The 16,294-nt window shown below is 55.2% G+C and carries 12 protein-coding genes; 5 read left to right on the forward strand and 7 right to left on the reverse strand.

The window, feature by feature from the left end; all coding sequences use genetic code 11:
• Positions 1-21: 21 nt before the first annotated feature.
• Entirely contained in the window at positions 22-528 is a 507-nt protein-coding gene (locus V8L73_RS03015) for a SprT family zinc-dependent metalloprotease (protein ID WP_027275251.1), read from the reverse strand.
• Positions 529-618: 90 nt separating this feature from the next.
• Positions 619-1,773 (reverse strand): methionine adenosyltransferase, encoded by a 1,155-nt coding sequence (metK, locus tag V8L73_RS03020; protein WP_027275250.1) that lies wholly within the window; start codon positions 1,771-1,773, stop codon positions 619-621.
• A gap of 618 nt (positions 1,774-2,391) precedes the next feature.
• Here metK and speA point away from each other — a divergent pair.
• Positions 2,392-4,290, forward strand: a complete 1,899-nt coding sequence (gene speA / locus V8L73_RS03025) for a biosynthetic arginine decarboxylase (RefSeq protein WP_027275249.1) — start codon at positions 2,392-2,394, stop codon at positions 4,288-4,290.
• Between the two features lie 81 nt (positions 4,291-4,371).
• The gene (gene speB / locus V8L73_RS03030; RefSeq protein ID WP_027275248.1) at positions 4,372-5,292 is read left to right on the forward strand and encodes an agmatinase; all 921 of its coding nucleotides are present in this window, start codon (positions 4,372-4,374) and stop codon (positions 5,290-5,292) included.
• A 58-nt stretch (positions 5,293-5,350) separates the two neighbouring features.
• Here speB and V8L73_RS03035 read toward each other — a convergent pair whose 3' ends face one another.
• Both V8L73_RS03035 and V8L73_RS03040 read right to left on the reverse strand, forming a co-directional pair.
• Entirely contained in the window at positions 5,351-5,917 is a 567-nt protein-coding gene (locus V8L73_RS03035; protein WP_027275247.1) for an NADPH-dependent FMN reductase, read from the reverse strand.
• A gap of 325 nt (positions 5,918-6,242) precedes the next feature.
• Positions 6,243-6,992, reverse strand: a complete 750-nt coding sequence (locus V8L73_RS03040; protein WP_027275246.1) for a M48 family metalloprotease — start codon at positions 6,990-6,992, stop codon at positions 6,243-6,245.
• 317 nt (positions 6,993-7,309) lie between these two features.
• On the opposite strand from V8L73_RS03040, the gene tkt reads away from it, so the two are divergent.
• From tkt to fbaA, 3 genes are all read left to right on the forward strand, one after another.
• Positions 7,310-9,304 carry a transketolase gene (gene tkt, locus V8L73_RS03045; protein ID WP_134389179.1) on the forward strand — a complete coding sequence of 665 codons (1,995 nt, stop codon included), beginning with the start codon at positions 7,310-7,312 and terminating at the stop codon, positions 9,302-9,304.
• A gap of 491 nt (positions 9,305-9,795) precedes the next feature.
• Complete coding sequence (gene pgk / locus V8L73_RS03050) at positions 9,796-10,959, forward strand: phosphoglycerate kinase (RefSeq protein ID WP_027275592.1); 1,164 nt, start codon at positions 9,796-9,798, stop codon at positions 10,957-10,959.
• Between the two features lie 171 nt (positions 10,960-11,130).
• Positions 11,131-12,207 carry a class II fructose-bisphosphate aldolase gene (fbaA, locus tag V8L73_RS03055; protein WP_347254084.1) on the forward strand — a complete coding sequence of 359 codons (1,077 nt, stop codon included), beginning with the start codon at positions 11,131-11,133 and terminating at the stop codon, positions 12,205-12,207.
• Between the two features lie 76 nt (positions 12,208-12,283).
• On the opposite strand, the gene V8L73_RS03060 is transcribed toward fbaA, so the two are convergent.
• The 3 genes from V8L73_RS03060 to V8L73_RS03070 are packed head-to-tail and all read right to left on the reverse strand — an operon-like array spanning position 12,284 to position 15,947.
• On the reverse strand, positions 12,284-13,468 hold the full coding sequence (locus V8L73_RS03060) for a M20 family metallopeptidase (RefSeq protein WP_347254085.1): 1,185 nt from the start codon (positions 13,466-13,468) through the stop codon (positions 12,284-12,286).
• On the reverse strand, positions 13,461-14,717 hold the full coding sequence (locus V8L73_RS03065; protein WP_027275589.1) for a Zn-dependent hydrolase: 1,257 nt from the start codon (positions 14,715-14,717) through the stop codon (positions 13,461-13,463). Before V8L73_RS03065 ends, V8L73_RS03060 begins: the two co-directional genes overlap by 8 nt.
• A gap of 3 nt (positions 14,718-14,720) precedes the next feature.
• Positions 14,721-15,947 carry a hypothetical protein gene (locus V8L73_RS03070; RefSeq protein WP_347254086.1) on the reverse strand — a complete coding sequence of 409 codons (1,227 nt, stop codon included), beginning with the start codon at positions 15,945-15,947 and terminating at the stop codon, positions 14,721-14,723.
• Between the last annotated feature and the right edge of the window lie 347 nt (positions 15,948-16,294).

Below are 16,294 nucleotides of genomic sequence, written 5' to 3' on the forward strand. Positions count from 1 at the left end.
AACTGTACTCATCCAATTCGGTCAGTCGTCTTCTATCGGCCTTAGCAGCGAGCCGCACTTTTTACAGCGGTACTCGCTCTCTTTTCGCACTATCTTATTGTGCCTGCGAACCGTTAACCGGTGGAGCTGACAGCTGCACCGATACTCGAAGGTTTCCCCCTGCACGGAGGCAACGTCAAAGGCGTGCGTTCTGGCGGCGGGAACGCCAAGCACCTCTTCCATCATCCAGCGCCACTGCGGGCCATGGGGAGACACGCGGCCAAACTGCCGATATACCAGAAGATGGGCCAGCTCGTGGGGAACGACGTCATCGATGAAGGGCTGCCCGTTTTCCGTCAGCAGGACGGCGTTTAGCCGAATTTCCCACTGTGAAAGATGGGCCGTTCCGGCGGTGGTTCCCCGCTGGCGATAGCTGACTTTAGGTTCTGGATAACTGGAGCCCAGATGCGCGTTGGCTTTGGCCAGCGCCTGCCTGAGGCTGTGCATGACGGCCTGCTGAGTTGCGATTGGAATTCGAAGAGTGCTCATTGGGGTAGCATAGTGTCAGGAAGGCGCGCAGACAATAGAAAAGGCCTGAAGGAGCATCCTTTCAGGCCTTGTGATAATAGAACGTCTGGCTTACTTCAGGCCGGCCGCATCGCGAAGTGCTGCGGCGCGATCCGTTTTCTCCCACGGGAACTGCTCGCGGCCAAAGTGGCCGTAGGCGGCAGTTTCTTTATAGATGGGCTTAATCAGGTCCAGCATTTTGATAAGGCCGTACGGACGCAGGTCGAAGTGTTCGCGAACCAGCTTGGTTAGGCGGTCGTGAGCAATTTTCTCCGTGCCGAAAGTCTCCAGCATGATGGACGTCGGCTCAGCGACGCCGATAGCGTAGGAAACCTGAATTTCGCAGCGCTCAGCCAGGCCGGCGGCAACGATGTTTTTTGCAACATAGCGTGCCGCATAGGCCGCAGAACGGTCAACCTTAGACGGATCCTTACCGGAGAATGCGCCGCCGCCGTGGCGAGCCGCGCCGCCGTAGGTATCGACGATGATCTTACGGCCCGTCAGGCCGCAGTCGCCCATTGGGCCGCCGATGACGAAGCGCCCGGTTGGGTTGATGAAGTATTTCGTGTTCCCGGTTAGCCACTCGGCGGGAAGTACCGGCTTGACGATCTCTTCCATTACCGCTTCTCGCAGCGTTTTCTGGTCGATATGTTCAGCGTGCTGGGTAGACAGAACGACGGCGTCGATGCCGGTAATTTGCCCATTATCGTACTGGAAGGTCACCTGGCTTTTTGCGTCCGGGCGCAGCCACGGCAGCGTGCCGTTTTTACGAACCAGCGCTTGGCGCTCCATCAGGCGGTGGGCGTAGGTGATCGGTGCGGGCATCAGCACTTCGGTTTCGTTGGTCGCATAGCCGAACATGATGCCCTGATCGCCAGCGCCCTGCTCAAGCGGATCGCTGCGGTCAACGCCCTGATTGATGTCTGGAGACTGTTTGCCGATAGCGCTCAGCACGGCGCAAGAGTTGGCATCAAAGCCCATATCAGAGTGGGTGTAGCCAATATCGCAAACGGTGCGGCGGGTCAGCTCTTCAATATCAACCCAGGCAGAAGTAGTGATTTCACCACCGACCAGCACCATGCCGGTTTTGATATAGGTTTCACAGGCAACGCGAGCTTTGGGGTCCTGTTCAAGGATGGCGTCGAGCACGGCGTCGGAAATTTGGTCAGCAATTTTGTCCGGATGACCTTCAGATACGGATTCGGAAGTAAACAGGTGTTGAGCCATTTCTTCTTTTACCTCTAGAACGATTTAAATTCGGTGCGATGCAAAGGCTCAGAGGGTAAACACCAGAGAAGAGCCATCGATACGTGCATCGGTTAATCAGTATAGACGGATTAACTTCTGGATGGCTATTCTAAGGTTCAACGGGACTGATTACCAGTTATTTTTTATATGAAATTATATAACTTTATGTAATTAAAGAATGTTTCTTAAAATCATCCAGGTTGGAACTGCGGGCGCAGAACAATATGAAATCCTGTCATAATTGTCTATTCTTAGGCGGTCCGCAGCGCCTTTCTTTTCTCTTTGATACATTGCGTGCTTGTACTGACCGATGGAGTAAACTAGGCGTTTATACCCGTCATACTTCAAGCCACAGGGGCGTTGGCTGCACTCGTTATTCGGTCCATTTATATGGGCCTCACCTCTAACGAGGCCGCCGCAAGCGCTGCTCAAAACGCTATTGGCGTTTTGTCCTGCAACTCGAATTATTTAGGGTATAAGAGGGCACCATTGACCAAAACCGACCCCGTAATGGCGATAAGATCGGGAATCACTTTTTGTTTTTGATGTGGGAACACCGCCTAGGCCCGTTCCCGGTACTCAAGAGGTTTTGCTGTGATGACAAACTCGCTGGCGAGTAAGATGATGCGTACCTATAACGTAGCCCACTGGGGCGGCGGCTACTACGGCGTAAACGATCGGGGGCACATCACCGTGTGTCCGGATCCCGATACGCCGCAGGGGCGGGTAGATCTGGCTACGTTAGTTCAAGAAATGCAGGATAAAGGGCAGCGCTTGCCTTCTCTGTTTTGCTTTCCTCAAATACTTCAGCATCGCCTGCGTTCAATCAACGCGGCGTTTAAAAGAGCGCGGGAGTCGTTTGGCTACGAGGGCAATTATTTTCTGGTGTACCCCATTAAGGTCAATCAGCATCGCCGGGTTATCGAAGCGCTGATTCAGTCCGGCGAGCCGCTGGGGCTGGAGGCTGGTTCCAAAGCCGAGCTGATGGCGGTGCTGGGGCACGCAGGGTTTACTCGTTCGGTCATTGTCTGCAACGGTTATAAGGACCGCGAATACATTCGCCTGGCGCTGATGGGCGAGAAGCTGGGCCATAAAGTTTATCTGGTCATTGAAAAAATGACGGAGATAAAGATGGTGTTGGAAGAGGCCAAGCGCCTTGACGTCGTTCCTCGGCTCGGCGTGCGTGCTCGCCTGGCTTCTCAGGGGTCCGGCAAGTGGCAGGCCAGCGGCGGCGACAAGTCAAAGTTTGGCCTGTCTGCCTCTCAGGTGCTGTCGCTGGTGGAAACCTTGCGCAAAGAAGACCGTTTGGACAGCCTGCAGCTGCTGCATTTTCACCTCGGCTCACAGCTTTCCAACATTCGCGATATCGCTACCGGCGTTCGCGAATCGGCGCGTTTTTACGTTGAGCTGCATAAGCTTGGCGTCAATATCCAGTGCTTCGACGTTGGCGGCGGTCTGGGCGTGGACTACGAGGGCACCCGCTCTCAGTCCGACTGCTCGGTGAACTACGGCTTAAACGAATACGCCAACAACGTTATCTGGGGGATTGGCGACGCCTGTAACGAAAACGGGCTGCCTCATCCGACGGTGATAACCGAATCCGGCCGCGCCGTTACCGCGCACCATACGGTGCTGGTCTCTAACGTGATCGGCGTTGAGCGCAACGAGTTTATCGTACCTAAGCAGCCGGAAGAAGACGCGCCCCGCCCCTTGTGCAGCCTGTGGGACACCTGGATGGAGATGCAGGAGCCGGAAAACCGCCGCTCTTTGCGCGAATGGCTTCACGACAGCCAGCAGGATCTGAACGACGTCCATACTCAGTATGCGCACGGCATTCTGGATCTGACCCACCGCGCCTACGCCGAGCAGATGTATCTGATCATCTGTCATCAGATCCAGCAGCAGCTCGATCCCAGCAACCGCGCTCATCGACCCATTATTGATGAGCTGCACGAGCGGATGGCGGATAAGCTTTACGTTAACTTTTCTCTGTTCCAGTCCATGCCGGACGCCTGGGGCATCGATCAGCTGTTCCCCGTGCTGCCTCTGAGCGGGCTGGATAAAGATCCTGAACGCCGCGTGGTGCTTTTGGATATCACCTGCGATTCCGACGGCACGATTGACCACTATATCGACGGTGACGGTATGGCCACCACGATGCCGATGCCGCCCTATGATGCCGATAACCCGCCGCTGTTAGGGTTTTTCATGGTAGGGGCCTATCAGGAAATACTCGGCAATATGCACAACCTGTTTGGCGATACGGCGTCGGTGGACGTCTTCGTGTTTAACGACGGTTCCGTTGAGGTTCAACAGTCTGAGGACGGCAATACCGTGGCCGAAATGCTGGAATACGTTCAGCAGGATCCGAAAACGCTGATGACGCGCTACCGCGAACAGATTAAGGGCGCTCATTTAAGCCCACTGATGGAAAAACAGTTTCTGCAAGAGTTTGAGGCAGGGCTATACGGTTACACCTATTTGGAAGATGAATAAGGCGAGGCGCTTTGAGGGGGCGATCTGCGCCTTCAAAAGCCCGCTTTTATCGCTCCGGCTTCTTTTAACGAGAGAGACGCTATGAACAACACTTTGGGCAACAGGCCTGATAATTCGCTGGTTTCCAATGCTTTTGGCTTTTTACGTTTTCCGCTGAACTTCCAGCCCTATGAGAGCGACGCGCAGTGGGTGATAACCGGCGTACCGTTTGATATGGCGACGTCGGGTCGCTCCGGCGCGCGCTTTGGGCCTGCGGCTATTCGCCAGGTTTCAACCAATCTGGCCTGGGAATCTTCCCGCTGGCCGTGGAACTTCAGCCTGCGCGATCGCCTGAAAGTGGTGGACTGCGGCGACGTCGTTTTCAACTTCGGCGATGCTCAGGACATGAGCGAACGTTTGCAAAATCATGCAGAACGCCTGCTGGCCGCCGGTAAGCGGATGCTGACCTTCGGCGGCGATCACTTCGTTACGCTGCCGCTCTTGCGTGCGCACGCCAAGCATTTTGGCAAAATGGCGCTGGTGCACTTTGATGCGCATACCGATACGTATGCCAACGGCAGTAAGTTCGATCACGGCACGATGTTCTATCATGCGCCCAACGAAGGGCTCATCGATCCGAAGCGCTCCGTCCAAATCGGCATCCGCACCGAACATGAGGCGGACAACGGCTTTACCGTGCTGGACGCGGGGCAGGTTAACGATCGCAGCGTTGACGACGTGGTTGCTCAGGTGAAAAGCATCGTGGGCGACATGCCGGTATACCTGACGTTTGACATTGACTGTCTCGATCCTGCCTTTGCGCCGGGAACGGGAACGCCGGTATGCGGCGGGCTAACCTCCGATCGGGCGCTGAAGCTTTTACGCGGCCTTAAGTCGCTCAATATCGTAGGTATGGACGTGGTCGAAGTAGCGCCAGCCTATGACAGCGCCGACATTACGGCTTTAGCCGCAGCGACGGTGGCGCTGGACATGCTCTACATGCAGGCGGAAAAGCAGAAGTAATTAGTAATAGAAGCACAATCGGCCGCAAATGCGGCCGATTTTTTAGAACGTAAACGCATTATTTGGGCTGGCGGGTCTGCACGCGCACCCAGTCATCGTAGGCGTCGATAAAGGACTTCAGGAACGAACGGGTTCTGTCCGTAAGCTCGCCTTTCTCGTCAAAGATGCTGCCGGCGTTGCTGATGTAGGCTTCCGGCTGCTGCATGCAGGGAATGTTCAAAAATACCAGCGACTGGCGCAGGTGATGGTTAGCGCCGAATCCGCCGATAGCGCCCGGAGATGCGCTGACTACCGCGCCGGGTTTACCGCTCCATGCGCTTTGCCCGTAGGGGCGAGAGCCGACGTCGAGGGCGTTTTTCAACGCCGCCGGTACGGAGCGGTTGTATTCCGGCGTAACGAACAGCACCGCATCGACGGCTTTGATTTTTTCACGGAAGGCGGTATACGCCGCTGGAGGATTTCCCGCATCGATGTCTTCGCTATAAAGCGGAAGATCGCCTATCTCTACGATTTCAAGCTTGATTGACTCGGGGGCCAGCTCGGCTAAAGCAAGCGCGATTTTGCGGTTAATGGATTCTTTACGCAGGCTTCCTACCAGAACGGCAACCTTCTTCACTTGGCTCATCTTATAGCTCCTTAGCGTATTGCAAATAGTTATCCTGTTTTTTCAGACACGGTCTGAATACAGAGGATATGGTTAGTCATTACGCGGTTCGATTAACGAACCGGTGCGCAGCAAACAAAGGGATAATAAAGAGATACATAAAAGGTAGTGGTTATTAAGAAGATTGGCAACGTGTTGGATGAACAAAAAGGGCGCTTTTCCTTTGTGTCGCTTTCTCTATGTAAAATAAGAAATAAGGAGGGGGAAGGCGTTGGTGGAAAAGAGATAAAAAAATCCGGAACCTTATCGATTCCGGATTCAATGTCTTCACATTGGGCAGGGGTAATTACTTACCGCCGTCAGCCGCGATGCGAGCACGGATTGCCGCAGCGCGGTCTTTAGAACCCGGGTGAGAGCTCAGCAGGCCAGCGCTTGCGCCGCCGTCCAGTGTAGCCAGCTTGTCAAACGCAGAAGCCAGAGGTGCGGTCTTCAGGCCTTTCTTCTTCAGCAGGTCGTAAGAGAAGCCGTCAGCTTCGCTTTCCTGAGACTGAGAGAACTGAGAATTGATCAGCGCGTTTGCGAAATCCAGAACCTGCATGTCGCTCAGCGTAGCGGCAGTCTTACCGCCGTACTGCAGAGCAGCCTGGGTAGCGAACTGGGCAGCGTAAGCAACCTGGAACGCTTTCTTGGTGTGGCCCAGCTCAACGTGGCCGATTTCGTGACCCAGTACGCCGATGATTTCGTCGTCGGTCATCTTGTCCATCAGGCCGCTATAAACGCGGATACAGCCGTTAGCCATGGCCCACGCGTTGATATCGTCAGTCAGGTACACTTTGTAGTTCAGCGGCTGGCCGTTGATGTTGTTACCCAGAGCCTTGGAGATCTTGTTCAGGCGCTTGGTGTACTTGCTGCTTTTGCCAGCGATTTTTGACTGCTGGTCCATTTCTTTACAGGATTGATCGGACAGAGACTTTACTTCGGCGTCGCTGACGGTCACTGCTGAAAGAAGGGTATCGCCGAAGCTGCCGTTTTGACAACCGGCTAACATGGTGGCGGAAGCGAGGGTCGCTGCAATTAAAGTAGAACGTATTTTCATAAAACTATCTTCCCTTGATCGTATGATTTTTACTTGCAAATAACTGGTCCTGTCCAGTCGCAAAATCATATCAATAAAGTCTCCTACTGTCATGGAAATATAAGACCAAAATCCCCCGATTCTAGCTAATTGTTCTTGTTAATAATTTATTGTGAATAATTTCATTTTTCAGGCGCTGTCAGGGTTGCCGTTTCATCATTGACTTGAGAAGATATCCGGGTTTTTCGTTTTTTGTATAGGGACAATGCCCGGCGTTCCAAATTCTGATAACTATGTCTTATCGTATGTCTTAACGGAGAATTTAAATGGGGAATACCATGCCTTCTCAAAAAGAACTCGCTAATGCTATCCGCGCCCTGAGTATGGACGCCGTGCAGAAAGCCAAATCAGGCCACCCGGGGGCGCCCATGGGGATGGCCGATATCGCCGAAGTCCTCTGGCGCGGATTCCTCCGCCACAGTCCAACCAACCCCAACTGGGTGAACCGCGACCGCTTCGTGCTCTCCAACGGCCACGGCTCCATGCTGATTTACAGCCTGCTGCACCTCTCCGGCTATGACCTCTCTATCGAAGACCTCAAGCAGTTCCGCCAACTTCACTCCCGCACCCCGGGCCACCCGGAGTACGGCTATGCGCCGGGCGTAGAGACCACCACCGGCCCGCTGGGCCAGGGTATCTGTAACGCCGTCGGGATGGCGATTGCCGAGAAGACGCTGGCGGCGCAGTTCAACCGCCCCGGCCACGACGTGGTTGACCATTACACCTATACCTTCATGGGCGACGGCTGCATGATGGAAGGCGTTTCCCACGAAGCCTGCTCTCTGGCGGGGACGCTCAAGCTGGGCAAACTGATTGCCTTCTACGACGACAACGGCATTTCTATCGACGGCCACGTCGAGGGCTGGTTTACCGACGACACGGCGATGCGCTTTGAGGCCTACGGCTGGCACGTGGTGCGCGACGTCGACGGCCACAATCCGGACGCCATCCGCCGCGCGGTTGAAGCGGCGCAGAAGGAAACCGGCAAGCCTTCCCTGCTGATGTGCAAAACGGTGATTGGCTTCGGCTCGCCGAACAAGGCCGGTACGCACGACAGCCACGGCGCGCCGCTGGGCGATGCTGAAGTTGCCGCCACCCGTGAAGCGCTGGGCTGGAACCACGCGCCGTTTGACATCCCGGCGGACGTGTACGCCGCCTGGGACGCAAAAGAAGCGGGCAAAGCGCGCGAGCAGGCGTGGGATGAGAAGTTTGCAGCTTATGCCAAAGCGCATCCTGAACTGGCGGCTGAATTCCGCCGCCGTACCGCCGGGGAGCTGCCGGCCAACTGGGAAAGCGAAGCGAAAGCGTTTATCGAGAAGCTGCAGGCCAACCCTGCCTCTATCGCCAGCCGCAAGGCGTCCCAGAACGCGCTGGAAGCGTTCGGCAAGGTGCTGCCGGAGTTTCTGGGCGGCTCAGCCGATCTGGCGCCGAGCAACCTGACGATATGGTCCGGTTCGAAGTCCATCGTGGAGGACGCGGCGGGCAACTACATCCATTACGGCGTGCGTGAGTTCGGCATGTCGGCCATCATGAACGGCATTGCGCTGCACGGCGGGTTTATCCCCTACGGCGCGACCTTCCTGATGTTTATGGAATATGCGCGCAACGCGGTGCGCATGGCGGCGCTGATGAAAATCCGCAGCCTGTTTGTTTACACCCACGACTCGATTGGCCTGGGCGAAGACGGCCCGACCCACCAGCCGGTAGAGCAAATGGCCAGCCTGCGCCTGACGCCGAACATGCGCACCTGGCGCCCTTGCGACCAGGTGGAATCGGCCATTGCGTGGAAGGCGGCGCTGGAGCGTAAGGACGGCCCGAGCGCGCTGATATTCTCCCGTCAGAACCTGGCGCAGCAGCCGCGTACGGCCAAGCAGTTGGAAGACGCGGCCCGCGGCGGCTACGTGCTGAAGGGCTGTGAAGGCGCGCCGGAGCTGCTGCTGATTGCTACCGGTTCAGAAGTGAGCCTGGCGGTGGACGCGGCCGAGAAGCTAACGGCGGAAGGCCGTCGCGTGCAGGTGGTATCAATGCCGTGTACCGAAGCGTTTGACGCTCAGGACGCCGCGTACCGCGAATCGGTGCTGCCGTCGGCGGTGACGGCGCGCGTAGCCATCGAAGCGGGCATTGCGGACTTCTGGTACAAGTACGTGGGCCTCAATGGCCGCATCGTCGGCATGCGCTCGTTCGGCGAATCCGCCCCGGCGGAGCAGCTGTTTGCCGAGTTCGGCTTTACGGTGGATAACGTGCTGACTCAGGCGCGCGAACTGCTGAAGTAATGGCGTTTTAACGGCGCGCACACGTTGCGCCGATGTGAACGCTGTCTTATAACGCTCCCACGGTTTTCCGCCGGAGGAGCGTTTTTTTATGCGATAAGCAAAAGAACCGGTAGTAATTTTGCAGAGATTTTCGTAATCTTCTTATCTCCTGCTGAAGCGTTTCAGTTTGCGCAATGGGCAAGGGATCAGTGAGATATATACAGGCCGGAATGAGCGGGTGAGCGAAGCGGTAGCCCAGTCATACATGAAGTGGGCCGTTGGGGTTAAAACTGAAGGCTAATCTCAACTATACTTTTCGTGTTATCATTCATCGCATTGTTTTATCCGGCATGTTAACGGTTTTTTGATTCTGTGTTAGTTGCGCTCAGGGATTTCCCCCTGATTTACCGCGCTGAGTGAAAAACCGTTTAATTGGAATCAGCCACGGTCTGACGACAAGCGTTGCGCCAGGCTATGCTCATATTGAAAAAGAATGAACAAGAGGATTCACAATGACTGTAATTAAGATGACCGATCTGGATCTGGCCGGTAAACGCGTTCTGATCCGCGCCGACCTCAACGTTCCTGTCAAAGAGGGTAAAGTGACCTCTGACGCCCGCATCCGCGCTTCTTTACCGACTATTGAGCTGGCGCTTAAGCAGGGCGCTCGCGTCATGGTGACGTCTCACCTTGGCCGCCCGACTGAAGGCGAATACAACGAAGAGTTCTCTTTGCTGCCGGTCGTGAATTATCTGAAAAATACGCTGAAGTCACCGGTTCGTCTGGCTAAAGACTACCTTGACGGCGTAGACGTTGCGCAAGGCGAGCTGGTCGTATTGGAAAACGTACGCTTCAACAAGGGCGAGAAGAAAGACGAAGAGTCTTTGTCCAAGAAGTATGCCGCGCTGTGCGACGTGTTCGTCATGGACGCTTTCGGCACCGCCCACCGCGCCCAGGCGTCAACCCACGGCGTAGCGAAGTTCGCGCCGGTAGCCTGCGCCGGCCCTCTGCTGTCTGCCGAGCTGGAAGCGCTGGGTAAAGCGTTGGACAAGCCCGCGCGCCCGATGGTGGCTATCGTCGGCGGCTCTAAGGTTTCAACCAAGCTGACCGTTCTGGACTCTCTGTCCAAGATTGCCGACCAGCTGGTCGTCGGCGGCGGCATCGCCAATACCTTCATCGCCGCGCAGGGCCACAACGTGGGTAAATCTCTGCACGAAGCGGATCTGATCCCAGAAGCGAAGAAGCTGATGGAAAGCTGCCACATTCCGGTTCCAACCGACGTGCGGGTCGCGACCGAGTTCTCTGAAACCGCGCCGGCGGTGATGAAGTCCGTTTCTGATATCAAAGACGACGAGCAGGTGCTGGATCTGGGCGACGCTTCAGCCCAAGAGCTGGCCGATATTCTGAAGAACGCCAAAACCATTCTGTGGAACGGCCCGGTTGGCGTGTTTGAGTTCCCCAACTTCCGCAAAGGCACTGAAATCGTTGCTCAGGCTATCGCCGAAAGCGACGCATTCTCTATCGCCGGCGGCGGCGATACTCTGGCGGCTATCGATCTGTTTGGCATTGCCGACAAGATTTCTTATATCTCTACCGGCGGCGGCGCGTTCCTTGAGTTCGTTGAGGGCAAAGCGCTTCCTGCGGTCGTGATGTTGGAAGAGCGAGCAAAAGAGTAATGCAGTAGAACACGGGAGCTTAGCCTCCCGTGTTTTTTATGTTCTTGCGCTGAATCGATAATGTTTTAAAAGACTTATATGTCTTCCTGTCACTCGATGCGTACAGAGTATATGATTAACGGGTAAGCGTTTTTATCCATCACTAGCTAAATGAAAAATAGGGCGAGTAGCATGTCTAAAATTTTTGATTTCGTAAAACCAGGCGTTGTGACTGGTGATGATGTTCAGAAAATCTTCAGTGTTGCTAAAGAAAATAACTTCGCGCTGCCCGCAGTGAACTGCGTGGGTACAGACTCCATTAACGCCGTTATTGAAGCGGCCGCAAAGGTTCGCGCCCCGGTTATCATTCAGTTCTCCAACGGCGGCGCACAGTTTATCGCCGGTAAGGGTATGAAGCTGGAAGGTCAGGGCGCTGCCATCATCGGCGCAATTTCCGGCGCTCATCACGTTCACCAGGTGGCTGAATACTACGGCGTGCCGGTTATTCTTCATACCGACCACTGCGCCAAAAAGCTGCTGCCGTGGCTGGACGGCCTGTTAGACGCCGGTGAGAAGCACTTCGCCAAGACCGGCAAGCCGCTGTTCTCTTCCCACATGATCGATCTGTCCGAAGAGTCTTTGGAAGAAAACATTGAGATTTGCAGCAAGTATCTGACTCGCATGGCGAAGATCGGCATGACGCTTGAAATCGAGCTTGGCTGCACCGGCGGCGAAGAGGACGGCGTTGACAATAGCCATCTGGATAACTCCGCGCTGTACACTCAGCCGGAAGACGTTGACTACGCTTACCAGAAGCTTAACGCCATCAGCCCCCGCTTTACTATCGCGGCCTCTTTCGGCAACGTTCACGGCGTATACAAGCCAGGCAACGTTAAGCTGACGCCGAAAATTCTGCACAACTCTCAGGAGTATGTGTCCAAGAAGCACGGCCTGCCGCACAACAGCCTGAACTTCGTGTTCCACGGCGGTTCCGGCTCCACTGCCGCTGAGATTAAAGAAGCGGTCAGTTACGGCGTGGTCAAAATGAACATCGACACCGACACCCAGTGGGCAACTTGGGAAGGCGTGTTGAACTACTACAAGAAAAACGAAGGCTATCTGCAGGGCCAGCTGGGCAACCCGGAAGGCGAAGATAAGCCGAACAAGAAGTACTACGATCCGCGCGCGTGGCTTCGCGCCGCTCAGTCTACGATGATTGCGCGCCTGGAGCAGGCGTTCAAAGAGCTTAACTGCGTAGACGTTCTCTGAGTCGCCAAACTGGCGTGATAAAAATACCGGCCCTTGGGCCGGTATTTTTTTACCTGATAAGAGGTGCAGGAAGTGATTAAAACTCGTCCTGCATCAGGTAGTTATAGGCATACTGCGCATACAGCTCAGCGCCCGCCACCATCGTATCCTCATCGATGTTAAAGCAGCCGTGGTGATGCGCCCAGTCGCTTCCTTTTTCAGGGTTGCCGGTGCCGACCAGCGCAAAGCAGCCCGGAATGTTCTCCATATAGAAGCTGAAGTCTTCTCCGCCGGTGGTCGGTTTGCCCGTGATAAGCGCCCCGTCGCCAAACGCTTGACGGATAGTGGACTGAGCCAGCAGCGCGCTGCGCTCTTCGTTGATAACCGGCAGCGTGCCGTACGTGTAGTCGACCTGCGCGGTAGCGCCGTAAATCGCGGCAGTATGCTCCGCATAGCGTTCGATGGCGGCCTTGATGCGTTCGCGGCTTTCTATATCGAAGCAGCGAACCGTGCCGTCCAGCACGGCGTTTTCAGCGATGACGTTAAAACGGGTGCCGACGTCCATTCTGCCGATAGAGACCACGGCTGATTCAAGCGGCGAGGTTTCTCTGGCGACGATAGCCTGTAGGTTCATCACGAAAGACGAGGCGACGACGGCGGCGTCGACGCAGGCTTCCGGCATCGAACCATGGCCGCCCCGGCCTTTAAACGTTACTTTCAATAGGTCTGCGGATGCGAACGAACGGCCGACGTTACAGGAGATCTTGCCGGAAGGGGCGATAGACCAAGTGTGCATACCGAATACGTTGTCGACGCCTTCGATCGCGCCCTGCTTGATCATTTCGATGGCGCCCTGAGCTATTTCTTCCGCCGGTTGGAAAATCAGGCGCACGTTGCCGCGCAGCTGGTCCCGATGCTCATGCAGCGCTTTGGCTGCAGTTAACAGCATGGCGGTGTGGGAATCGTGCCCACAGGCGTGCATCTTACCGGGCGTCTGTGATTTATAACTTAGCTGGTCGTTGAGCTCTTGAACCGGCAGGGCGTCCATGTCGGCGCGTAGCGCGACGGTTTTTCCCGGCTTGCCGCCCTTGATGTCCGCGATAACGCCGGTAGGCTTGGTGAGGCGATAAGGAATACCTATCTCGGCGAGCGCCTGGGCGACTTTCTCAGTGGTGCGGAACTCTTCCCACGGTAGCTCCGGGTGGGCGTGCAGGTCGCGGCGAAACGCAATCATCTCGTCCTGATGCTTCTTAACGGATGCCGCGATGTCTGTATTACTCATGTGTTGCCTCTGTCATTTCTAGTACAGTTTGGAAAATAACGTCTACGCCCTTTTTCAGCTGTTCATAGTCGGTCCACTCATCCGGGTGATGGCTTAATCCGTCGCGGCTGGGGACGAAAACCAGCCCAACGTCGGTAACGCCGGCAAAAATCATGGCGTCGTGACCAGCGCCGCTGACCATCGTACGGTAGCTTAGCCCCAGCTTTTCGCTGCTTTTTTGCAGTGATTCAAGAATGGCGGCGTTAAGCGGCGTAGGCGACACGTAAAGCGGCTGCTCTATTTCCGCCGTCACGCCGTCGCGGGCAAATTCTTCAATGCAGGCGCGGGTAGCGGCGATCGTTTGGCGAAGCTTTTCTTCGCTTTTCGAACGAATGTCTACCGTAAAGCTGACTCGGTGGGGAATAACGTTCGCGCCGTTCGGGTATACCTGAAGCTTCCCAACGGTCGCAACGGTGGCCTCGCCCGCCTGGCGGGCAAAGTCGCCGATTCGGCTGACCATGTGGCTGGCGGCGACCAGCGCATCCTGGCGGCGGTCCATTGGCGTTGTGCCTGCGTGGCCCGCTTTCCCCGTTAGCACGACGTTCATCTGAGTAATGCCGACGATAACGTCGACCAGCCCGACGTCGGTACCGGTTTGTTCCAATACGGGGCCCTGCTCAATGTGGAGCTCGATAAACGCCTTCAGGGAAGATGGCGGAATGACGACGCTTTCGACGTCGTCGGCGTTAAAACCGACTTCCGCCATACGAGCCGCGGCGCTGACGCCCTGCGCATCGCAAAGACGATGGAGTTCTTCCGCATTGACTTTTCCCACTATGGCGCTTGAAGCCATCAGCCCGCGGCCAAAGCTGCCTCCCTCTTCTTCAACCAGCGCGACGACCTCCAGCGGATAGCGGGGCGTCAGCCGGTTTTCGTGAAACAGCGAAGCGATTTCCAGCCCCATCACTACGCCAGCAGGGCCGTCGAAGGCGCCGCCGTGGGGAACGGAGTCGAAGTGCGAGCCAATCATGACGGCGGGACGCGCGTCGTCGTCGCCAGACAGGCGGCCAAATATATTGCCGATGGCGTCTTCGCGAACGGTGAGCCCGGCTTCCTTCATCTGTTCTTTAATATAGGCGCGCGCCTGTTGCCCCTGCGGGCTGTAGCTCATGCGGGTAGTGCCCGCACCGGGCGTTGCGGTAAATTCGGCCAGCGCCTCGATGCGGCGCTGGATTCTGTCCGTTTTTGCGTAAATAGCTGCGTGAATCATGTTTTATCCTGAGATAGGCGTGATGTAGCCAACCATAATGCCTGCCAGCACGACGGAAACCATGGTGACGGAAATAAAGCCGCCGACCAGCATCGGGCCAAGCATGTGGTTAGTTAGTACCTGACGTTCTTTCTCATCTCTGGTTAAAGAGGTGATGGCTTCGTTGGTAATAATGTAGTCCGCGGGGAAACCGTACAGCGCCGTCAAAGAAATGGCAAACGCCATTTCCATGCTGATGCCTAAAATCTTGCCCACGATCCAGGATACGATAAACATGCCGATGACGGCGGTAGCGATAAGCACAACCATCGGAAACAGCAGGCGCATCAGCATCTCCGGCGTCGCCTTGTTGAGCGTATCGAAGATAAACAGCATCAGCACCATCACGGCGAAACCAAAGCCGTTAGCCTTTTGCAGCGGGTGCCTTTCGAGGAAGCCCAGGGAAGAGGCGATAACGCCAAACAGCAGGCACAGCACGAACGGGCTGATGCTGACTATCGGCGCAACGGCGGTAGAGGCCAAATAGGCAAGCAGTGAGACTGCCGCCAGGCGCAGAAACTTGAAGTAGCTGGTGTTGTAGTGTGAAGGAATGCGGCTAAACAGGCGAGGCATTTTATCTTCAGCGGCAACGGTCGACGTTTCGTGCTTGTCGGCTGCGGCATCTGCCGGGGAGGCGTCTTCCCACTCTCCCGCTCGGTATTTAGCCAACACCCGCTTGCCTTCGCGCTGAAGCATGATGGCAGTGAGCGGATAGCCCGCAAAGCCCTGCATGACGTAGATAAGAATGGCGAATACCGATAGATCGACCAGCCCCGCACTGGCCGCGCCTTTAGACATGATAAGCGACGATACGATGCCGCCAACCAGCGGTGGGATGGTGACAATCGCCATATTTTTATCGAATAAAATCATACAAACGGCGAATACCGCAGCGGCGATGCCCCCAATGCCGGCCAGAGAAATCACAATCGTTTTCCACTGACGTCCAAGCTCTTTCATTGAGAGCAGGGTGCCCATGTTGGTGATCAAAAGATACATCATCATTACGGCGACCGGCGTAGTGATGCCGGCAACGCTGATAATGTCTTTGGGGAAGAAGGTCCAATAGCCGATGAGAAACAGTACGGCGCAGACAAAAACGGACGGGATCCAAGCCTTGGTTCTGACGGAGACGGCGTCACCGACGTAAAGAATAAAAACAATGATTAAAAGCGCTAACATCTGCGACATAGAGAAGTTCCATTTATATGTTTTAGATTATCGTATTATTTAGTATTTAATTTCATTAATTGGTTTTATTTTGGTTTATAACTCCAATCGTTGCCCGACGCATGCGCGAAAAGCGGAGTATAAAGCTACTTCTAACTTAATATGACTGTCAAGCTTGAGTGACGGATATGGCAATAAAAATGGACGGTTGAGGAAAACTTGAGCATTTCAGAACGCAGAGATAATAACGAGGTGTAGAAATTTATTATATTAATTTTATTATTAAACAATACATTGCGTTATTTTTAGAGTGAAATGCTTTCACGGAGGAATTTATTCGAATAATTATTCGATCCGAACGGCAAAAT

This window comes from Leminorella grimontii, from assembly GCF_039789245.1.
In the GTDB taxonomy this organism is placed as follows: Bacteria; Pseudomonadota; Gammaproteobacteria; order Enterobacterales; family Enterobacteriaceae; genus Leminorella; species Leminorella grimontii.

Bases quoted from the DNA above. Each gene is read 5' to 3' on its own strand.
- pgk (WP_027275592.1), top strand. From the start codon at position 9,796: ATGACTGTAATTAAGATGACCGATCTGGATCTGGCCGGTAAACGCGTT.
- metK (WP_027275250.1), bottom strand. From the start codon at position 1,773: ATGGCTCAACACCTGTTTACTTCCGAATCCGTATCTGAAGGTCATCCG.
- V8L73_RS03060 (WP_347254085.1), bottom strand. From the start codon at position 13,468: ATGAGTAATACAGACATCGCGGCATCCGTTAAGAAGCATCAGGACGAG.
- tkt (WP_134389179.1), top strand. From the start codon at position 7,310: ATGCCTTCTCAAAAAGAACTCGCTAATGCTATCCGCGCCCTGAGTATG.
- speB (WP_027275248.1), top strand. From the start codon at position 4,372: ATGAACAACACTTTGGGCAACAGGCCTGATAATTCGCTGGTTTCCAAT.
- fbaA (WP_347254084.1), top strand. From the start codon at position 11,131: ATGTCTAAAATTTTTGATTTCGTAAAACCAGGCGTTGTGACTGGTGAT.
- V8L73_RS03065 (WP_027275589.1), bottom strand. From the start codon at position 14,717: ATGATTCACGCAGCTATTTACGCAAAAACGGACAGAATCCAGCGCCGC.
- V8L73_RS03035 (WP_027275247.1), bottom strand. From the start codon at position 5,917: ATGAGCCAAGTGAAGAAGGTTGCCGTTCTGGTAGGAAGCCTGCGTAAA.
- V8L73_RS03015 (WP_027275251.1), bottom strand. From the start codon at position 528: ATGAGCACTCTTCGAATTCCAATCGCAACTCAGCAGGCCGTCATGCAC.
- V8L73_RS03040 (WP_027275246.1), bottom strand. From the start codon at position 6,992: ATGAAAATACGTTCTACTTTAATTGCAGCGACCCTCGCTTCCGCCACC.
- V8L73_RS03070 (WP_347254086.1), bottom strand. From the start codon at position 15,947: ATGTCGCAGATGTTAGCGCTTTTAATCATTGTTTTTATTCTTTACGTC.
- speA (WP_027275249.1), top strand. From the start codon at position 2,392: ATGACAAACTCGCTGGCGAGTAAGATGATGCGTACCTATAACGTAGCC.